This window comes from Nostoc sp. DSM 114161 (assembly GCF_052692665.1).
The window spans coordinates 7,303,518-7,321,146 of the sequence record NZ_CP195141.1 but is presented as its reverse complement, the minus strand read 5'-3'; the positions used below and the strand labels follow the sequence as shown (position 1 = coordinate 7,321,146).

General features: G+C 41.3%; 17 protein-coding genes, 1 tRNA gene and 1 pseudogene. 5 read left to right on the top strand and 14 right to left on the bottom strand.

What is annotated here, in order from left to right; all coding sequences use genetic code 11:
• Positions 1-65 precede the first annotated feature (65 nt).
• The 11 genes from NSTC745_RS30440 to NSTC745_RS30390 all read right to left on the bottom strand — a co-directional run bounded on the left by NSTC745_RS30440 (position 66) and on the right by NSTC745_RS30390 (position 11,070).
• Positions 66-857 carry a GNAT family N-acetyltransferase gene (locus NSTC745_RS30440; protein WP_445638724.1) on the bottom strand — a complete coding sequence of 264 codons (792 nt, stop codon included), beginning with the start codon at positions 855-857 and terminating at the stop codon, positions 66-68.
• A gap of 358 nt (positions 858-1,215) precedes the next feature.
• Entirely contained in the window at positions 1,216-2,136 is a 921-nt protein-coding gene (locus tag NSTC745_RS30435) for an NAD(+) kinase (protein ID WP_445634333.1), read from the bottom strand.
• A gap of 6 nt (positions 2,137-2,142) precedes the next feature.
• On the bottom strand, positions 2,143-2,448 hold the full coding sequence (gene nuoK / locus NSTC745_RS30430) for an NADH-quinone oxidoreductase subunit NuoK (protein WP_006199065.1): 306 nt from the start codon (positions 2,446-2,448) through the stop codon (positions 2,143-2,145).
• Positions 2,449-2,678: 230 nt separating this feature from the next.
• The gene (locus tag NSTC745_RS30425) at positions 2,679-3,287 is read right to left on the bottom strand and encodes an NADH-quinone oxidoreductase subunit J (RefSeq protein WP_445634332.1); all 609 of its coding nucleotides are present in this window, start codon (positions 3,285-3,287) and stop codon (positions 2,679-2,681) included.
• Between the two features lie 124 nt (positions 3,288-3,411).
• Positions 3,412-3,996 (bottom strand): photosynthetic/respiratory NAD(P)H-quinone oxidoreductase subunit I, encoded by a 585-nt coding sequence (gene ndhI / locus NSTC745_RS30420; RefSeq protein WP_445634331.1) that lies wholly within the window; start codon positions 3,994-3,996, stop codon positions 3,412-3,414.
• Between the two features lie 179 nt (positions 3,997-4,175).
• Positions 4,176-5,294 (bottom strand): photosynthetic/respiratory NAD(P)H-quinone oxidoreductase subunit A, encoded by a 1,119-nt coding sequence (gene nuoH / locus NSTC745_RS30415; protein WP_445634330.1) that lies wholly within the window; start codon positions 5,292-5,294, stop codon positions 4,176-4,178.
• Between the two features lie 407 nt (positions 5,295-5,701).
• Positions 5,702-6,838, bottom strand: coding sequence for a citrate synthase (locus tag NSTC745_RS30410; RefSeq protein ID WP_445634329.1), 1,137 nt, complete (start codon positions 6,836-6,838; stop codon positions 5,702-5,704).
• Positions 6,839-6,946: 108 nt separating this feature from the next.
• Entirely contained in the window at positions 6,947-7,441 is a 495-nt protein-coding gene (gene sixA / locus NSTC745_RS30405; RefSeq protein WP_445634328.1) for a phosphohistidine phosphatase SixA, read from the bottom strand.
• 161 nt (positions 7,442-7,602) lie between these two features.
• Positions 7,603-8,073 (bottom strand): DUF29 domain-containing protein, encoded by a 471-nt coding sequence (locus NSTC745_RS30400; protein ID WP_445634327.1) that lies wholly within the window; start codon positions 8,071-8,073, stop codon positions 7,603-7,605.
• Between the two features lie 210 nt (positions 8,074-8,283).
• A complete protein-coding gene (locus NSTC745_RS30395; RefSeq protein ID WP_445634326.1) occupies positions 8,284-9,567 on the bottom strand; it encodes a DHH family phosphoesterase in 1,284 nt (427 codons plus the stop codon).
• A 1,005-nt stretch (positions 9,568-10,572) separates the two neighbouring features.
• Positions 10,573-11,070, bottom strand: coding sequence for an HNH endonuclease (locus NSTC745_RS30390; protein ID WP_096537994.1), 498 nt, complete (start codon positions 11,068-11,070; stop codon positions 10,573-10,575).
• 313 nt (positions 11,071-11,383) lie between these two features.
• Here NSTC745_RS30390 and alr point away from each other — a divergent pair, with 313 nt between their 5' ends.
• A complete protein-coding gene (alr, locus tag NSTC745_RS30385) occupies positions 11,384-12,571 on the top strand; it encodes an alanine racemase (protein WP_445634325.1) in 1,188 nt (395 codons plus the stop codon).
• A 132-nt stretch (positions 12,572-12,703) separates the two neighbouring features.
• Positions 12,704-12,785, top strand: a tRNA-Leu gene (locus NSTC745_RS30380).
• Positions 12,786-13,099: 314 nt separating this feature from the next.
• Here the strand turns inward: NSTC745_RS30380 and NSTC745_RS30375 are convergent.
• From NSTC745_RS30375 to NSTC745_RS30365, 3 genes and pseudogenes are all read right to left on the bottom strand, one after another.
• Positions 13,100-13,435 (bottom strand): XisI protein, encoded by a 336-nt coding sequence (locus NSTC745_RS30375; RefSeq protein WP_414570245.1) that lies wholly within the window; start codon positions 13,433-13,435, stop codon positions 13,100-13,102.
• A gap of 138 nt (positions 13,436-13,573) precedes the next feature.
• Positions 13,574-14,589, bottom strand: a pseudogene (locus NSTC745_RS30370) (IS701 family transposase).
• A gap of 170 nt (positions 14,590-14,759) precedes the next feature.
• Positions 14,760-15,134 (bottom strand): XisH family protein, encoded by a 375-nt coding sequence (locus NSTC745_RS30365; protein ID WP_445634324.1) that lies wholly within the window; start codon positions 15,132-15,134, stop codon positions 14,760-14,762.
• A 376-nt stretch (positions 15,135-15,510) separates the two neighbouring features.
• Between NSTC745_RS30365 and NSTC745_RS30360 the strand changes: the two genes are divergently transcribed.
• The 3 genes from NSTC745_RS30360 to NSTC745_RS30350 all read left to right on the top strand — a co-directional run bounded on the left by NSTC745_RS30360 (position 15,511) and on the right by NSTC745_RS30350 (position 17,617).
• Complete coding sequence (locus tag NSTC745_RS30360; protein ID WP_445634323.1) at positions 15,511-15,759, top strand: hypothetical protein; 249 nt, start codon at positions 15,511-15,513, stop codon at positions 15,757-15,759.
• Positions 15,760-15,820: 61 nt separating this feature from the next.
• Positions 15,821-16,036 carry a hypothetical protein gene (locus NSTC745_RS30355; protein ID WP_445634322.1) on the top strand — a complete coding sequence of 72 codons (216 nt, stop codon included), beginning with the start codon at positions 15,821-15,823 and terminating at the stop codon, positions 16,034-16,036.
• Between the two features lie 537 nt (positions 16,037-16,573).
• Entirely contained in the window at positions 16,574-17,617 is a 1,044-nt protein-coding gene (locus NSTC745_RS30350; protein WP_445634321.1) for a response regulator, read from the top strand.
• The last annotated feature ends 12 nt before the right edge of the window (positions 17,618-17,629 follow it).

Below are 17,629 nucleotides of genomic sequence, written 5' to 3'. Positions count from 1 at the left end.
CAACATTCATTTTTTTGTCGGCGTAGCCACGACTGACTGTCGCCAAAAGAAAATATGTATAATTTTTAAAAAATTTGATAACCCCATCTAACAAAATCTTTGCTATTAGATATAGTTAAAAAATCAATAGTTTTAAACTGGCGATCGATAGCTGGAAGACTACATATTTTAGCACCAATATTCAAGTAAGCCTGCAAAATTTTCGGAATTTCAACATTACATAAATCCGAACAATTTTGAGGTAATTCTAGATAATATTCTGAATTTGGATAAACTAAAATACTTGGATGCATCAAGTTATTCTGGTGAAAATAATTATAAACGCAAGTAGCTTGCCAAGGAGATTGCGTTAGTAATGATGCACAGCCAAAGAAATACTGATTTTTAGTCCAGATGAGATAATTTGCTAGGCCTTCCCAGAGTAGCAATAGTGTTTGACCGCTGCGGTATTCTTTAGCTATACATGCACGCCCAACTTCTACTGATGCTTGAAGTACAGAATCAGGAATTGCATTCAGATTAAATATATCGGCAGCATCAAAGCCTAGTCTTTGAGAAGCCATTTTATAAGTTTGCATCCGATAAGTTCCAATGGTTTTACCTGTCTGTTTACAGATAAGAATTAAATGATGGCAAACCTCATCAAACCGATCTTCATCCCTCTGAGTAAAACTAGAAGTAGATAATCCCAAGCCTAGTTCCAGATTAAAAACTTCAAAACGCAATCGAAAAATTGATTTTAATTCTTCTTCAGTTGAGGCAAGCCGTAGGATATATTTTTTAGTTTGAACGATAGGAAAATCTTGAAGAGAAGGAGGATTCAGTGGGTAATTGATGTTGCGTCCAGGAATTTCCATCTGTCTTCCTACTGATAACATTTTGGATTTTGCGAAAATATCCTACTAGAATTTAAGCATTATGCATTAATGCCTCGAAGTGTCATTGAGACAGTTTTCGATAAAAAATTCCCTAGATAGCTTTCTTCATCTCTGTGATTAGTAATATAGTGTTTTTATTATCGACATTAATGCCAGAAAAATCTGGCAATAAGATACAAAATTTTCCTTTAATATAGGGTATAAATGCAAGTAATACTATTTGCAAAAATCTTTGCAACAGATAAATTGGTTATGGTAAAAAGCCCCTAGATTCATCTAGGGGCTGGGGGTTCGGCGTAGCGAACGCCATTTGAAAAAAGCGCTCTCAAATACTTTATCAATTACGGTGATTATTGCTGTAACGAACCCTTGTACCGGCCCACAGCAACTTCTCCCGCAGTGTTTGATAGTAAGAGTTGTTCTCGCGCAAAATGATAAACTTAGCTCGACAATCTGCTATCCGCACATCAACACGGTGTCCAGGCCAAATCGAAGTCCCCAACACTCCATCAGTCCACAGCTTGGTACTTAAATCGTAATCCCCCAAAGGCCAGATACTTACCACAGAACCAGGGGGTAAAACGAGGGGACGACTAGAAAGACTCATTGCACAAATCGGAGTAACGGTAATCGCCTCCATACCGTCGTGCATAATTGGCCCATTAGCAGAAACGGTATAACCAGTAGAACCTGTGGGAGTGGAAATAATCAACCCGTCTCCAACGTATTGATCGACTACCTCGCCATCAATTTCCATTTCCAGAATCGAGGTAATCATGCGGTCAGCGGAAGCCGGTTTGACGCAAAATTCATTCAAAGCCAGATAACGTTCGCTAACTGCCTGCAAATTAGACCCATGACCCTCATACACCGCAGCTTGTAACATCATCCGCCGTTGGATAGCATAGCGATCCTCAAACAGTCGATCCCAAACTTTCTCGGTATCCTGAAACTCTTCCACTGATTCAGTTAAAAACCCCAGATGACCTCCCACATTCACTCCCAGAATTGGGATGCCAGCTGGGGCTAAATGTCTAGCACCAGTCAAAACAGTGCCATCACCGCCGAGTACCAAAGCGAGATCTATTGGTTGACCTGCTGAAGCCAAAAAGACTGGATAGGGGTTGTCTTTCGGCCCGCTAGGACCCATCAACACCTGGCACTGGCGATTTTCGAGTTGTTTAGCGCACATTTCTGCCCATTCTTTACTACGGGCATCTCGCGCTTTATAAGCAATGATTACCTGCTTGAGTTGCACGCACAGTTACCACTTCAGGAGATTAAACTGCTCCATATCGACGGTATCACGGTTGCGATAAATGGCAAGCACGATCGCTAAACCCACCGCCGCCTCGGCTGCGGCCACGGTAATCACAAACACGGTGAAAACCTGACCCTTAATTAATGTTGAGTCGAGGAAGTTGGAAAATGCCATTAAATTCAGATTAACAGCATTGAGCAGCAACTCAATCGACATCAGCACCCGCACAGCGTTACGGCTGGTAATTAAACCGTAAATGCCGATGCAGAATAAAGCAGCTGCTAATAATAAAAAGTACTGGAGTTGCATGAATCTGAGTATTCCTTCTGAAAAAACACCACTTTCTATGAAAACAGAATTCAGGAGTCAGGAGTCAGAATTCAGAATTCAGAATTCAGGAGTCAGGAGCCAGAATTTTGAATGAATTACAGTTCCACTTTTGAGGCAGCGCGGTCTTGAGATTTTTTCATTTGATAGTGCTTCCAAGTAGTGAGTCCCAATCCTCCAAGAGTGATTCTGAATTCTGAATTCTGAATTCTTTACTCTCTTGTTTCGCTGCTGCTTGATACCAGTTCTCTGGGGCGTTCTGGCAAAGTCAAAACAGTTTGTGGTAGTTCAGATGGTGTCAGGTCTGGCAAATACTCGCGACGTGCCAAAATAATCGCTCCTACCATCGCCATCAGCAGCAAAATCGAAGCTAGTTCAAAGGGTAGTAAAAAGTCAGTGAAGAAATGTTCGCCGATTAAAACTATAGAACCTTGAGTACTTGCTGGAGTAGTGGAGTAAGCCCAAGGAGTTGCCAGCACCATCGTACTCAAAAGGCCAAACAATCCGAGACTAACTACACCTGTTAGTGCCTTCCGCACCCAAGAGTTGGGAAATGGGACAAAATTCTGCCGTTTGTTCACCAACATAATGGCAAACAAAATCAGCACGTTAACCGCCCCAACATAAATCAGCACTTGTGCAGCTGCAACAAAATCACCATTCAGCAACAGGTAAAGTCCCGCCATGCTGATGAACACGCCCCCCAGCATAAAGGCAGAATAGACGATGCTAGGTGACAGTACCACGCCAAGGGCTGCCCCAATCATCATCACAGCCAGTACGCTAAGGGATACAATCTGTACTCCTTCCGCTAGATTCACTGTTTTTTGTCCTTAGTCAATTTTCATTGGTCATTAGTCATTGGTCATTGGTCATTGGTCATTGGTCATTTGCTTTGGACAAATCACAAAGGACAAAGGACGAATAACAAATGACAAATGACATTTATTTTTCGGTTTGTTCCACAAGGTCTTCTGGACGCGCACCCGCAGGCGGCGCATCGGCAGGCAGTCCGTGGGGTTCGAGGACGCCCTTGGGTAGGTAAACTAGTTCGCGTAGTGGTGTCACCATTGGGTCATTTGTTACCTTATAGGGCAGACGACCTAACGCTACGTTGTCAAAGTTCAATTCATGGCGATCGTAAGTGGAAAGTTCGTACTCTTCTGTCATGGATAGACAGTTAGTGGGGCAAAATTCCACACAATTACCGCAAAAGATACAAACTCCAAAATCAATACTGTAGTGCTTGAGTTTTTTCTTTTTGCTTGCTTTGTCGAATTCCCAATCTACTACAGGCAGATTTATCGGACAAACGCGAACACAAACTTCGCAGGCGATACACTTATCAAACTCAAAGTGAATTCTACCGCGAAACCGTTCGCCAGGAATCAGTTTTTCGTAAGGGTACTGGACGGTAATCGGACGCCGCCGCATGTGGTCGAAGGTAACAGAAAGTCCCTGACCAATGTAACGCGCAGCTTGTACTGTTTCTTTGGCGTAATCACCAACTTGTTTCAGGAACTTTAGCATTGTGTTTCACTCTCTCTGTTTAAGCTATCAGCGTTATTTGTCCTTAGTCATTCGTCCTTTGTGCTTAGTCATTCGTCCTCTCTTACAAAGTTCCGATGGTCGGGAACCTCCGCTCAGACTTTGCGCTTTATCTTTTGCAAATGACTAATAACTAATGACCAATGACTAATGACTAATGACTAACCGCCAAAGGCGAAAGGAAAGGCTAGTTTCAGGGCGGCGGTTAATAGCAGGTTAACCAAACCAACTGGCAACAAAAACTTCCATCCTAAATCTAACAATTGGTCAATCCGTACCCGTGGCACTGTCCAGCGCAACAAAATGGCGACAAACACTAGTAAATAGGCTTTGAACACAGTCATGGTGATACCCAAAGCAGCAGTTACTATCTGCAATACGGGATCGGCTTCACTGATTCCTAGCCAATTAGCTATGAGGTTGAGAGGAATGGGAAAGTCCCAACCGCCCAGGTAGAGAATTGCTACTAGTAGGGAAGAAAGTATTAAGTTAACGTAGGAACCCAGGTAAAACAGACCGAATTTCATGCCTGCGTATTCAGTCTGATAACCTGCTACTAATTCTTCTTCTGCTTCGGGTAAGTCAAAGGGCAATCTTTCGCACTCAGCTAAGGCGGCTATCCAAAAAATTATGAAACCGACTGGTTGACGCCAAATGTTCCAGCCCAGGATGCCGTAACCAGATTGTTGATTCACAATGTCAATGGTGCTGAGGCTATTAGACATCATAGCGATCGCTAACACTGCCAGCGCCAATGGAATTTCATAACTGATAGATTGCGCTGCTGCCCGCAAGCCGCCTAAAAGGGAGTATTTGTTATTAGATGCGTAGCCAGCCATCAACAAGCCAATGGGCTGAATGCTTGACAAAGCAATCCATAAAAATACGCCCATACCGACATTGCTAATCACGATGTTCTGCCCAAAGGGCACAATCAAGAACGACAGAAACACCGGAATCACAACAATAATTGGGCCGAGGGTAAACAGCCAGCGGTCAGATTTGGCTGGCACAATATCTTCTTTAAACACCAGCTTCAAACCATCCGCTACAGGCACCAGTAACCCAAAAGGCCCTTGGTATTCTGGGCCAATTCGTTGCTGTGCGGCGGCGGAAATTTTTCGTTCTAGCCAAGTGGCGACTAATACACCCACTGTTGCCCCAATCAGCATTAGTACCATTGGCAGTGGCATCCAAATTGCTTTGGCTGTTCCTGCTGGTACACCTAAATCCGTGAGGGATTCAATAAAAGTTCCTTGGAGGTCAATTCCTGAATTCATGTTTCCGCTCTTTAAGACATAAGTCAAAGTAAGTTACAAATATTACTCTAGTAATACCTGTAAATTCACTGTTTGATAAGTTTTGCCCAGATGAGTCTGATTGAAGATTTGTTGCCAATTCCCATGTTTAGTATATCGTTGGATGGTTTTACCACCCTGAAGCGAGATAAGAACTTCTACTTATGGTTGGCATTGACGCTGGCTATTGAGTGGAGGGAGTGGAAAATGGGGAATGGGGGCGGGGGGATGAGGAAGATGAAGAGGTAGGGGAAAAGGTTAAAGGGTAAAGGGATAAGGGAGATGAGGAGATGGGGGAGCGTGGGGAGTGTGGGGGGAAAGATTTCTTCCCCATCCTCCCACACCTCCCACACTTCCTGGAAAGCCCCATGCCCCATGCCCAATACCAGTTAACGTTGGTCAATGGGGAGATAAGGAACTTCGTGATGACCGTTGTAAACTTGGGTAGGACGGAAAATCCGGTTTTCTGCTAGCTGTTCTTTCCAGTGGGCTAGCCAACCGGCGACGCGGGCGATCGCAAATATTGGTGTAAACAAGTCAGTGGGAATTCCCATTTTCCTATACACCAAACCAGAATAAAAGTCAACATTGGGATAAATCCCTTTGGCTGCGAGTTTTTCCTCTACCACTCGTTCCATTTCTTGGGCAATGTCATAGTACTTGTCATACCCAAACTTCTCAAACAACTGTTCGGCTAACTTTTGTAAAATCGTGGCTCGTGGGTCTTTGACTTTATAAACGCGATGTCCAAAACCCATAATCTTAGATTTACGTTGCAGACAGTCTTCGATGTACGGACGGACATTTTCCACAGAACCAATGTCTTCTAACATCTGAATAACTTCTTCATTGGCTCCACCATGCAAAGGGCCTCCCAAGGTTCCCACGGCACTAGCAACCACAGCGTAAGGATCTGTCAAGGTAGAAGCTGTCACCCTGGCACTGAAAGTAGAAGCATTCATTGTATGCTCGACATGTAATATCAAGCAGATATCGAAAATTCTCGCTGCCAATGGGTCTGGTTCTTGCTCATTGAGCATGTATAAGAAATTGGCAGAGTAGTCTAAGTCATCGCGGGGACGCACGGGGTCATTGCCTTTTCGCATCAGTTGGAACGCCGCCACCATTGTGGGAATGGTTGCTATCAAGCGCACAACAGAATCTCGAATGTAGGCTGGATTATGTAAATCCCGGAGCGAATAAAACAACCCTAAAGCAGCAGCAGAGGCTTGTAGGGCATCCATTGGGTGACCGCTTTCTGGAAAGCATTTCATCATGTCACGAATGCGGTATTTTATCCGCCTGTGGTGACGAACTTCATGTTCAAATGCTTGGAGTTCTTGTTTACTGGGCAATTCACCCCAGATTAAGAGATAAGCAGTTTCTAGGAATGTACTTTTTTCTGCTAGTTCCTCAATCCGGATGCCACGATATTCTAGTATTCCCTTTTGCCCATCAACATAGCTGATACTTGATTGGGCGGCGGGAATGCCTTCTAGACCAGGCTTGTATTCGCACACCATCATGGCAACACCATTTACTTTTTGAAATATCCGATCGAGTTAACTTACCAGAAATTTATTGTCGCCATAACAGTAGCCCTTCTAACAACAATGGAAAATGTTGACAAACTGCTATAGCAAATACTTGGGTGGTGTCAACCAAAACATCTGACTACGACCCAGAGGAGAACCAGTTTCTGGTAGTTTTATCCCAATCATACCTGCTTTTTTCAAGACTAGGCTGGCTTTGACTTCCCCCCAAAGGAGAATTTCTGCCCAATTGGTTAAACCAGGTTCGTGTCCAACCAAGGCCAGTTGGGTATTTTGGGAATAATTTCTTGGCTCTAACCAATCTACCAGCCAACTAGAAATTTCACCTCCATGAGCCAAGTGGCTAGATTCTTCTAGCTGGGAACTTAATCCTGTTTCTATCAGGATTTCAGCCGTTTGGCGGGCACGTACTAAGGGGCTGGTGAGAATCAAATCAAAGCTTAAATCCAATTTGACAAGTTTTTGGGCAACTTTTTCAGTTTTTTGCCTTCCTTCTTTGGTAAGACTGCGCTCCTCATCTTTAATGCCTAAATCTTTATCTTGGGCGATGCCATGACGAAATAGATACAGTTCCATATTTTGAATTTTATTAGCATACCCTATGCTGATTTATTTCGTTACGCTTGTTGTCTATTCATCTATCCTAATCATATAGATCTTTAGTATTGTTAATCATAAGTATTTTTCCAATGATTGAAATTCACTGATTCTTACATAACTTATACAAAAATTCTACATTATTCGTCAGCGTTAGGATAAAAGTCTAAGTCTAAAATTTCATTAACAGAAAATGGACAGGCGATCGCAAAATTTTCTTCCAACAAACCTGTTTCCACCATTGCCTCTCGCCGCGCTCTTTGATAAGTAGTATTTATCCATTCCGCATCGTTTAAAAAACGGCGCAAGCTGGGACTTTCTTGCAGCAATTCATCTATATTCAGTCGTTCGCGAGTAATAGTGATTTGCCAACTTTGACTGCGACGTTGAGATTGATATTTCCACTTCAACAAATGGGACAAGACTAACCGCAATGCACTTTGCAACGCTCGCTGTTGGCTCTTACCCAAGTCCACCACTTCCTCAATTAAGTGTTCTAAATCCAACGTGTCCCACTGATGCGATTGTAAAAGTTCTGCGGTCTGCTCTACCCAAGCATAAAAGTCTTGCTCATACAAATTTTTTAACATTTGAAGTTCTATAGACTTCATGGCGCTCCTTTTTGGGAAATAAATAAGTAAGCAGGAGTTAACTTTATTTATATTGGCTTACTTAAGATTAGACACGAACTAGATTCCCAATTCATTAATAAAAACTAAATTCCCGACTTTTTTTAAAAGTCGGGAAGGGATGTTATGTAATAAAAAAACGCTTTGGTTAGTACATGAGTTAGGAGTTCTCCCCATCTCCTTCTCCTTCTTTTACTCCGACTGAATCGGGTTATCTTTGGGGTTAACTAACCTCAGTAGTTTTTGCTTAATTTGAGCGTCGAAGACTTCCCATTTCATTTTCGCATAGGCGGAATTTTCGTTACTGCCAGATAAGAAACCCATCGGAATTTCAAAGCCGCCTGCGCTTGTTCTTCCACCACCAAAAAAGCGGCCTGTACTATCTTGACCAAAGGCTTCTTTGATAAATTCATCGGGGTCGAGGGTGAGTTTGGTGGTTCTCAAGGAACCAATCACTATTTCTAACTCTTCGTCTTCATCGTGAACAATGCCGTAAACTACGGCAGTATGGACGTTTTCTTCGGTGACGAGAAAATCAGCTGCTTGGGGGATGGCGTCGCGGTCGTCATAGCGGAGGTAACCGACACCAGCAATGGAAAAGTTATTTTGAACGATGCGGTTTTTTAGCGATCGCTCAATCACATCCATCACCCGCTTGGAACGATTCGCCTGTAAAATGGCATTCAGCAGTTGCGCGTCATAAAATCGGCTTAAATATGCAGCTGCCATGAAATCTTCTTCTTGCGCTTGCATCAGGCGATTTGTATCGGAACGTAAGCCATGCATCAAGGCAGTAGCACATTTTACGTGTTGATTGATGCTGCTATCTAATGCTAGTAATCCCGCTTGCAGATATTGAGTAAAAATTGTCGCCGTCGCTCGTACATAAGGACGAACATCGACAAACTCTGATTCGAGTTCGCCTTGTAAACTGTGATGGTCAATCAGCGCAACTAAGGGAATTCCTGCTTGCTGAACCGCTGATATTAGCTGTGAAGTAGTTCCTTGGTTATCAATTAATACGAAACCTTGATAACATGACAAATCTTTGGTTTTCAAGGTTTGCTGCGTCCAGCGTTGGATAGGTAAATTAGTGAGTCTAACCAAGGCAATATTTTCTTGATGACTCAGAGCGCCAGCATAAATTATTTCACATTTAATATCGTATTGCTGGGCAATTAATTGATAAGTCCAGGCACAAGAAAGAGCGTCTGGATCGGGAAAATCTTGCAAAATTACTAGTTGGCGATCGTGTCGGTGTGCTAGCAGAGTTTTTTGCAGTTCTTCTGACTTTTGTTGTGTCAGGGAATTACCACGCTGGCTAAGAAAGATAGCTCCTTCACTTAGCGATGGTTGTAATGATGGACTTTTAAGTGCAACTTCCACTGGGTCTTTCTCTATTTCAGCTTCCTCTGGGTTTGGCTCTGCGGTCAATGACAAACTCTCAAACTCATTAACGGGAGAATTTAAGTACATAGGGAACTTTTTTTAAAGTGTGAGGCTCCATTAATTCAGAAACACTACAATCAGCGATTTTCTAAATTTAGGCACATTATTTCGATCTTCGCAAAAATATCAAGACATTGCACTATATACCTAAGTATATTTTTTGTCAGTAACAACGCTCAGCAATTAACTATTCATTAGATCCTATGTATGTAGGTACTGGAAAAAAGTAAGTTTTCTATATCTGGCTTTATGTTGGAGCATAAACGTCTTTTATGCCTTTTTCCTTCTCTGTAATTTGAACGGTAAGGATTTTTATTCAAGGTTGATAACCGAACTTTAAAATTTTTCTTACTTAGGGTATAATTTCCACCTAATACCTTAGAGTTAGTCTTTAATATTTAAAACCATCTTATGTTCAATAGTCTCATTATTTTGACTATTGAGCAATTAATGGTTATATCTTCAAGCAATAGGGCATGTTTTGTTTTTTGTGTAAAAAGGACTAGGGATTCAAAACTGGAGAATCGGAGGCAGCGGGCAAAGGGGCAGAAGGGAAAATTCCTAACTCAGCAGTTAACCCGCTTCTTTGCCCCGTAGCAATTACTCTAGTAATCTCAAGGAATGCTAGAAAACTCAGGCAAGTAAGGATTCTTTGACAATGCCGTCAGTTCAAAATTTGAATATAGCGGTTGATGCCTAGTTGAGGACACAAGCTGACGTTAAAACTCAGACACAAAGGGCGTTTCAAGCCTGTTGCCCGTTCCTTGCTATATTTTTCAACGCACTCTAGCTATTCGAGCTTTTATGCGATATAGTAAGAAGCTGTTGTCTTTTTTGGCTAGATTTCGTCAAAGTCCTATGTTAGCTTTTGCCGAACAATGTCCCTCACAATCAGCGGACATAACTAATTCAACACGCAATTTGTCAAAGGCAAATGCGTGCGCGTCGGCTTTAGCCTTATTTCAAAACCGAGTACAAAGGCAAACCTGTGAGTATTGTTGTATGGTTTTCAGGCTACTGGGCTATGTCATATCAAAGTCCTATAACATATTTTTGCCACTCTGCGTGCAGTCCACTTTTGAGATGTTTACTGACCTCAAAATAAAGGCTGCTATAAGGTTGGCGAGGAAGATGGCGCAAAGGCATATGAGCTTCGTGGGGAGTGCGACTGCCTTTTTTAACATTGCAACGGACACAAGCTGTGACAATGTTCTCCCACGTATCCCCTCCGCCGCGCGATCGCGGTATTACATGGTCTAAGGTCAATTCGTCTCCTGTGTAACCACAGTATTGACAGGCATGACCGTCACGATGCAATATATTTCGGCGAGTGAGAGGAATTTCTTTATAAGGAACGCGGACATAATGACGCAACCTAATTACGGTTGGCAGCGGGAAATCCGAATAAAGGAATTTACCGTTGTGTTCCACGCGTTCTGCCTTGCCCTTGATTAACAGAACCGCAGCGCGACGCCAACTCGTTATATTGAGAGGTTCGTAAGAGGCGTTTAAGACTAAAACCTTCCCCATTGATCTGCGTTTAGGGTATTAGTTTTACATATATTAACACAAATATACTCTTCTAGGGAGATGATAAGAAATTATACTTTCCGGAATAATTCGGAAATTAAGTTAGTTATTAGTTATTAGTCATTAGAGTATTGACTGAAAAGTTAGGAGTTATTCCACTTGTCTTTCCATCTCCTCACACTCTCCACTCGATCCCCAGCATCTTGTATCAATTCCAAGTGAGAGTTAAACTTCGTGTTTAATCTGATATCGCTTTTAGGAGCGTGTATAGATAGTCTGGAAGTTGAGCTACGGTGGATAGGAGTCAGTACAAATGTTAAGTCGCAAGGAAATTCCCGGTGTAGTTCCTAATGAGGAGTGCGATACCTACGCGTGGTTTTCGCAACGAGCTTGGGTAGAAATTGATTTAGAGGCGTTGTCGCATAATATACAACAAATAGTGCAGTTTTTATCGCCGCGTACTCAATTGATGGCAGTGGTGAAAGCTGATGCCTATGGACATGGAGCGGTAACGGTGGCTCAAACTGCAATTCAATCGGGAGCTAGTTGGCTGGGAGTCGCTACGGTTCCAGAGGCGATTCAATTGCGAGAAGGCGGGATTCAAGCCCCGATTTTGATTTTAGGGGCGACTCATACACCAGAGCAGATTAATGCGATCGCTCAATGGCAACTCCAGCCGACACTATGCAGCCCGAAACAAGCTTTAGTATTTTCTGATACTTTAGAATCCATGAATCATGGTTCTCCCGTACCCGTACACATCAAATTAGACACGGGAATGTCTAGGTTAGGAACTAATTGGCAGCAAGCTGCTGAATTTGTGCAATTGGTACAGCGGTTACCACATCTTTCGATTGCCAGCATTTATTCTCATTTGGCAACGGCAGACGATCCTGACACTACCGCGATGAAGGAACAGCATAGACGATTTGAGGAAGCGATCGCTCAAATCAAAGCAATAGGAATCCAACCACCTTGCTTGCACTTGGCAAACTCAGCGGCTACACTTACAGACCGAGGATTACACTACGATATTGTGCGAGTAGGTTTAGCAGTTTACGGACTTTACCCAGCACCGCATTTAGAGAATGCGATCGACCTCAAACCCGTTTTACAACTTAAGGCGCGAGTTACCCAAGTCAAAACAATCGCCCCAGGAACCGCTGTCAGCTACGGCTATAAATTTATTGCCCCCCGCGAACTTCGCCTAGCCGTGGTAGGAATTGGCTATGCTGACGGCGTTCCTCGTAATCTTTCCAACAAAATCCAGGTGTTAATTCGCGGTCAGCGAGTGCCGCAAATCGGGACAATTACAATGGATCAGTTGATGTTGGATGTGAGTGCTATACCCGATATCCAAGAAGGAGAAGTAGTTACCTTACTTGGAGAACAGGGAAACGAAAAAATTTCCGCACACGATTGGGCAGAACAATTAAATACGATTTCTTGGGAAATTCTCTGCGGCTTCAAACATCGTCTGCCTCGTGTTGCGGTTATGTAATTAGGAAGGGGGCATTGGGCATGGGGCATGGGGCATGGGGCATTGAGGATTACTTATTCTTTCTCCCCATCTCCCCATTTCCCCCACTCGCTATTCCCAAAAATAATTTCTTATGGTAAGATAAGAACCTATGCGGATGTGGCGGAATTGGCAGACGCGCTAGATTTAGGTTCTAGTTCCGAAAGGAGTGAAGGTTCAAGTCCTTTCATCCGCATTTTTAATTTAATTGCCGAAAACTGCATAAGCCTCTTGGCTCATGCAAAAAGTTTATTAAAAACTGTTACTGAAACTGCCGCTGGCCGATGTCTGGATTGGGCTACGCCAACGCATCTTTTTGAAAATCAAGCAACTGCAAGATAAGTGTATTTTTCAACACCCTGTGGATGAAAAACTAAAACAATTCATCTTGAGGAATTTCTGCGGCTACGAGTTAATTGGCAACGCAAACTCAATTCTGTGACAAGGTGCTTGATATGATTCTGACTCCTGTAGCTTGCTTAACGTAGGGGATCCTGAATTCTGAATTCTTCAACCCACAGCATAATCTGTAAATTGGCGCTTAAATGGCGAATGAAAGCCGATGACGATATCCTGCTTGGGGATACCTAAATTTGCTAAATCTTCTCCTACTTCATTTTCTGTGCCATTGTGTTGCAGCCAAACTTTACCATTTTTGATGTCTAGATGTAAAAAACAACCATAAACACGACGTTGATTTTTCCAGCCGACATTTACAAGTTGATAGTGGTGATGTTCTGTGTCAAAAATTAATTGGGTTTCAATTTCTGGATCTTGACTAGAAATTGCAGCATACTCTTGGAGAAGTTGCTGAATTATTTGTTGATATTTTTTTAGTTTATCCATTCGACAATATCCTCAGTTACAGGCTGATAAGTAATCAATTTAAGTTGATATGTTTTGATAACGTTTTGTATAAGTCAGGACTTACGCAACTGGCACAAATAGCGGGCAGGGCGCAGCCCTGCCACAGGACAATTTCAATCAAACCAAGCACATAAGAATACTTGGGCGTTTTAGTTGCCCAATTAAATAATTAGAAAGCAAGTTATACTTGATTTGATAAATAGTTTGACCACTAGTATAGGCTAAATTCTTTAACCTAACCCAAACTAACATTGCACGAAGCTTTCATGATTTCTTTGGAGCCTAGCTTTACGGCATTGACAAGATTCAATGCCAGTTAATTGTTTAATCTCCCTGTGAAACTCCTCTATTTTCCAACGAATTTTACACACCTGTTGTACAACATCCGTGGAACTTTGAGATAAATCGTTAGTGGCGACGTAATCCGTTCTGTTGGTAGAAACAATAACCCGGAATAGTTTCACTTTTTTATCAGCTGGGAACCCTTTAATTTTTATAATTTTCCCACATTCTAACTCTTCTTTGCTCCATGATAATAATTCAATCCGTTTATATTTTTCCTTACTAAATGTATCATCAACTAAACGGTTATTTTTTAAAGGACAATAATATATTTTGTCTAGGCTATCAATATAAAGCATTAAACTGTGTACTGCATACCATGTATCCATCAAAACAGTATCAAATGATAAAAACTTATGATATACAAGGTTTTGCAGCATATCTTTCACATGGTCTATCTTCGTTTTACCATCAGCATCAGGATGAAAAATGCGGTAATCTATTACCCAAAATTTTTGCACTTTAGGGTTTACGTATACACAGATGACTACACCAATTCCTTTGACTACACCATGCTCATTACCACTATATTGTCTCCTGACTATTTCTATTTCTTCAGAATACTTTTTGTCTAAAACGCTATCATCAAAGATTATGTAACCATTGTCATCAGGTTCTACTACCTCTTTCACATTATCCCAGAGTAACCGCGGTGTTAACTTTTCTCTCTTCAAATAGTAGTTAATTGCATCATGGCTAATACTCTCTAAATGCTCTGCCAAATTAGTCATCGTATAATTAATTTGGCTACTAAGTAGATACTGGCAATAATCTAATTTAGTAAACTTCATATTCAAAAGTATTCGTTACAGTAGCCTGAGCCGCAGCCCAAAAGTTTGGCGTAAAAAGGGACATTTTACATTTGTACTCTAGTTCATTTCATCTGCATTTTTATAGCACTAAAGTACTATTTATTGGCGATCGCCCTGTGCTAGTGGCGTCGTTATTTAATACATCCGTACTAAAATTTAGCGATCGCCTGTGCCAGTTGCGTAAGTCCTGTAAGTCTGATAGTAAAGAAGGAAGTATATGTATCGATGGGAACCGCTAAATAGAGAGTACGATCTGGTTCTTGTTCAAATAATGCTAGTCGATAGTTAATAAACTGTCCTAAAGCTGTGTGAAATTCAGAAATTGCAGATGTTTTAAAAAAGCTTTTAATTTCCACAGCAATTTTTTCACCCTCTCTTTCTGCTGCTAGAATTCTTTCGGCACCTAAGTCTATATACATATCCCCTAACTCGAAACTGACAGGTAAAGGATCGTGGGTAATTTTCCACCCTTCTTTTTCTAGTCCTTTTTTGACTGCGTTGTGAAAGATGTCCCTTGCTGGCATAGTACAGTATTATAAAGGATTTTCTATTTCGTCATTCGTAATTATGTAGCGATCGCATCCTCGCGTTACCTGAAACTGCCATTGATTGCATCCTTGTGTTACCTCAATTTAGGGATAATCTTAAAAGTTTCAATAGCTAGTTTTTTTGCTGAATGTAGATGTAGGAGGATGAGCGATTGCCTATTCTCAGGAAGCACTGACAGAATCTACTCGCGAACGTTTTCCCCAAATATGGGCTCGATCGCAATATCATCTCGGTAATACTTATTACCATCGCATCCGTGGGGAAAGATCTGAGAGTATAGAAACAGCCATTTTTTGTTTTCAAGAAGCATTACAAGAATATACTCGCAATGCCAATCCCTATGAATGGAGTGTGATACTTAAGGATATGGGTGCTGCCTACAGCGATCGCATCTTTGGAGAACGAGCCGACAGTTTAGAAACAGCAATTTACTGTTATCAAGAATCGTTAAAAGAATGCACTCGTGAGCGTTTCCCTCAAGATTGGGCAGCAACTCAACTTAATCTTGGTAATGCCTACAGTAACCGCATCCGTGGAGAAAAAGCTGAAAATATAGAAGCAGCAATTTTCTGTTATACCGACTTTATCTTAGTATTGTAGAAACTTGCCTGGAACTAGGCAATATCACTGAAATCTGACTATTGAGGAATTAGACACATTTTTGGAAGAACACAAACCCCAGATTGATAAAGTCCTTGCTCAACTAAGAGTAGGACAACGCATCAGATTTCAAGAATCTTTGAAACTAATTAAGCAACGTCAACCCCTACCTTTTGCAAATCCCTACTACTGGGCTGGATTTACGGCGATCGCCATTGGCGGATACTCCGTGCCATCGGACAAATTTTTTGGACAACCAGATCTCCCAAATCAGTAAACTATTTTTTAAAATATAAAATTTTACTTATTATATTATTTTGACTCCTGGATTCTGACTTCTGAATCGTATTTTTTTTTCAAAACAAATCAGTATTATCTCTGTTGCCACAACGGTACTACTTAATCAAAAGTAGCTTTATTTAGTACTGATATATTTAAAAGTTTGATTTTCCTTAAGTGTAAATACAGGAGTTCAAAGATATTATTTTAATAAAATCAGTATTATTTCTGTGGTCAGAATGGGGTTACTCAATGGAAAGTGGCTTCATCTAGTCTTGACATTTCTATGTCTTACTTTTCAAGAATGTCTATATATCTCAGTAACAGGAAGTAAATTAATCAAAATTTACGAATTTACTGAGATTTGAGCATTTGAGAATAACGCCGCTTTCGTTGAGTTTCACCACAAATCCTAGAGGACAAATTTGTGTACTTTAAAATACAAACTTTTGCAGCCTTTTACTGAATTTGAATTGTGGAAGAACTCTGTACGAATTTAGCTTACACCTACTGAATTTAGCTGAGTAAAAGCAAAATGAGCACAACTCCTATAGGTAGCTACAGATTGTTCCAAAAACTACATCCGCTATCTCTGTTGGCACAATTAACTAGTCGGCGTGCTACAGGTTGCTTAAGCGTATTTACTGGGATAGTTTATTGGTCAATTTATCTAGAGGACGGTAAACTTACTTATGCCTCCTATTCAGATAAACTGTTTGAGCGACTTGATAGTCACTTGCGGCGCTTGAGTCAGCAAATTCCTGCTCTCAACAGCGCGACTCGCATCCAGATGCGGCTGATGTTTGAGACGAAAAATGAACATCAATCAATACCAAACGCAGATTATCAAGCTATTTGCTGGTTAGTAAATCAAGATTTAATTACTCCTGTGCAAGCAGGAACTCTGATAGACGAATTAGCAAAAGAAGTACTGGAATCATTTCTGTGCTTGAAAGAAGGTAGCTATGAATTTAGTCCAGAGAACTCTTTAGATGAGCTACCAAAGTTCTGTCGTCTGGATTTGCGATTACTTGTAGAACATTGTCAAAAGCAGTTAAGAAATCGGCAAAATATCCAATCATCAATTCCTGCTGGTGCTAGTTCTCAAGTTTTGCCAAATTTGCAAATCAAACTTGGGCAAAAATCTCCCAGACAAATCAATTTTGATATTTCTGAGAATAATAATCTAACGACTCAGTTACCTGTTGCCAAAAATACATATACAATTGCCTGCATTGATGATAGTCAAACAGTGTTGAATTCCATTAAGCACTTTTTGGATGAAAACACATTTTCAGTGGTAATGATTAACGATCCAGTGAAAGCTTTAATGCAAATTCTTCGGTGTAAGCCCGATCTGATTTTGCTAGATGTTGAAATGCCTTCTTTAGATGGCTATGAGCTATGTTCTTTGTTAAGGAAACATTCAGCTTTTAAAAATATACCTATCATTATGGTGACTGGCAGAACAGGGTTTATTGATAGGGCAAAGGCTAAAATGGTGAGGTCATCGGGATATTTGACTAAGCCTTTTACCCAGTCAGAATTGCTAAAAATGGTTTTTAAATATCTGGATTAATTTAGAATTAAA

Excerpts from the sequence above, each read along its gene's own strand:
- ndhI (WP_445634331.1), bottom strand. The coding sequence starts at position 3,996 with ATGCTAAAGTTCCTGAAACAAGTTGGTGATTACGCCAAAGAAACAGTA.
- NSTC745_RS30350 (WP_445634321.1), top strand. The coding sequence starts at position 16,574 with ATGAGCACAACTCCTATAGGTAGCTACAGATTGTTCCAAAAACTACAT.
- NSTC745_RS30390 (WP_096537994.1), bottom strand. The coding sequence starts at position 11,070 with ATGGGGAAGGTTTTAGTCTTAAACGCCTCTTACGAACCTCTCAATATA.
- NSTC745_RS30410 (WP_445634329.1), bottom strand. The coding sequence starts at position 6,838 with ATGATGGTGTGCGAATACAAGCCTGGTCTAGAAGGCATTCCCGCCGCC.
- sixA (WP_445634328.1), bottom strand. The coding sequence starts at position 7,441 with ATGGAACTGTATCTATTTCGTCATGGCATCGCCCAAGATAAAGATTTA.
- NSTC745_RS30395 (WP_445634326.1), bottom strand. The coding sequence starts at position 9,567 with ATGTACTTAAATTCTCCCGTTAATGAGTTTGAGAGTTTGTCATTGACC.
- NSTC745_RS30400 (WP_445634327.1), bottom strand. The coding sequence starts at position 8,073 with ATGAAGTCTATAGAACTTCAAATGTTAAAAAATTTGTATGAGCAAGAC.
- alr (WP_445634325.1), top strand. The coding sequence starts at position 11,384 with ATGTTAAGTCGCAAGGAAATTCCCGGTGTAGTTCCTAATGAGGAGTGC.
- nuoK (WP_006199065.1), bottom strand. The coding sequence starts at position 2,448 with ATGCAACTCCAGTACTTTTTATTATTAGCAGCTGCTTTATTCTGCATC.
- NSTC745_RS30375 (WP_414570245.1), bottom strand. The coding sequence starts at position 13,435 with ATGGATAAACTAAAAAAATATCAACAAATAATTCAGCAACTTCTCCAA.
- NSTC745_RS30440 (WP_445638724.1), bottom strand. The coding sequence starts at position 857 with ATGGAAATTCCTGGACGCAACATCAATTACCCACTGAATCCTCCTTCT.
- nuoH (WP_445634330.1), bottom strand. The coding sequence starts at position 5,294 with ATGAATTCAGGAATTGACCTCCAAGGAACTTTTATTGAATCCCTCACG.
- NSTC745_RS30365 (WP_445634324.1), bottom strand. The coding sequence starts at position 15,134 with ATGCCAGCAAGGGACATCTTTCACAACGCAGTCAAAAAAGGACTAGAA.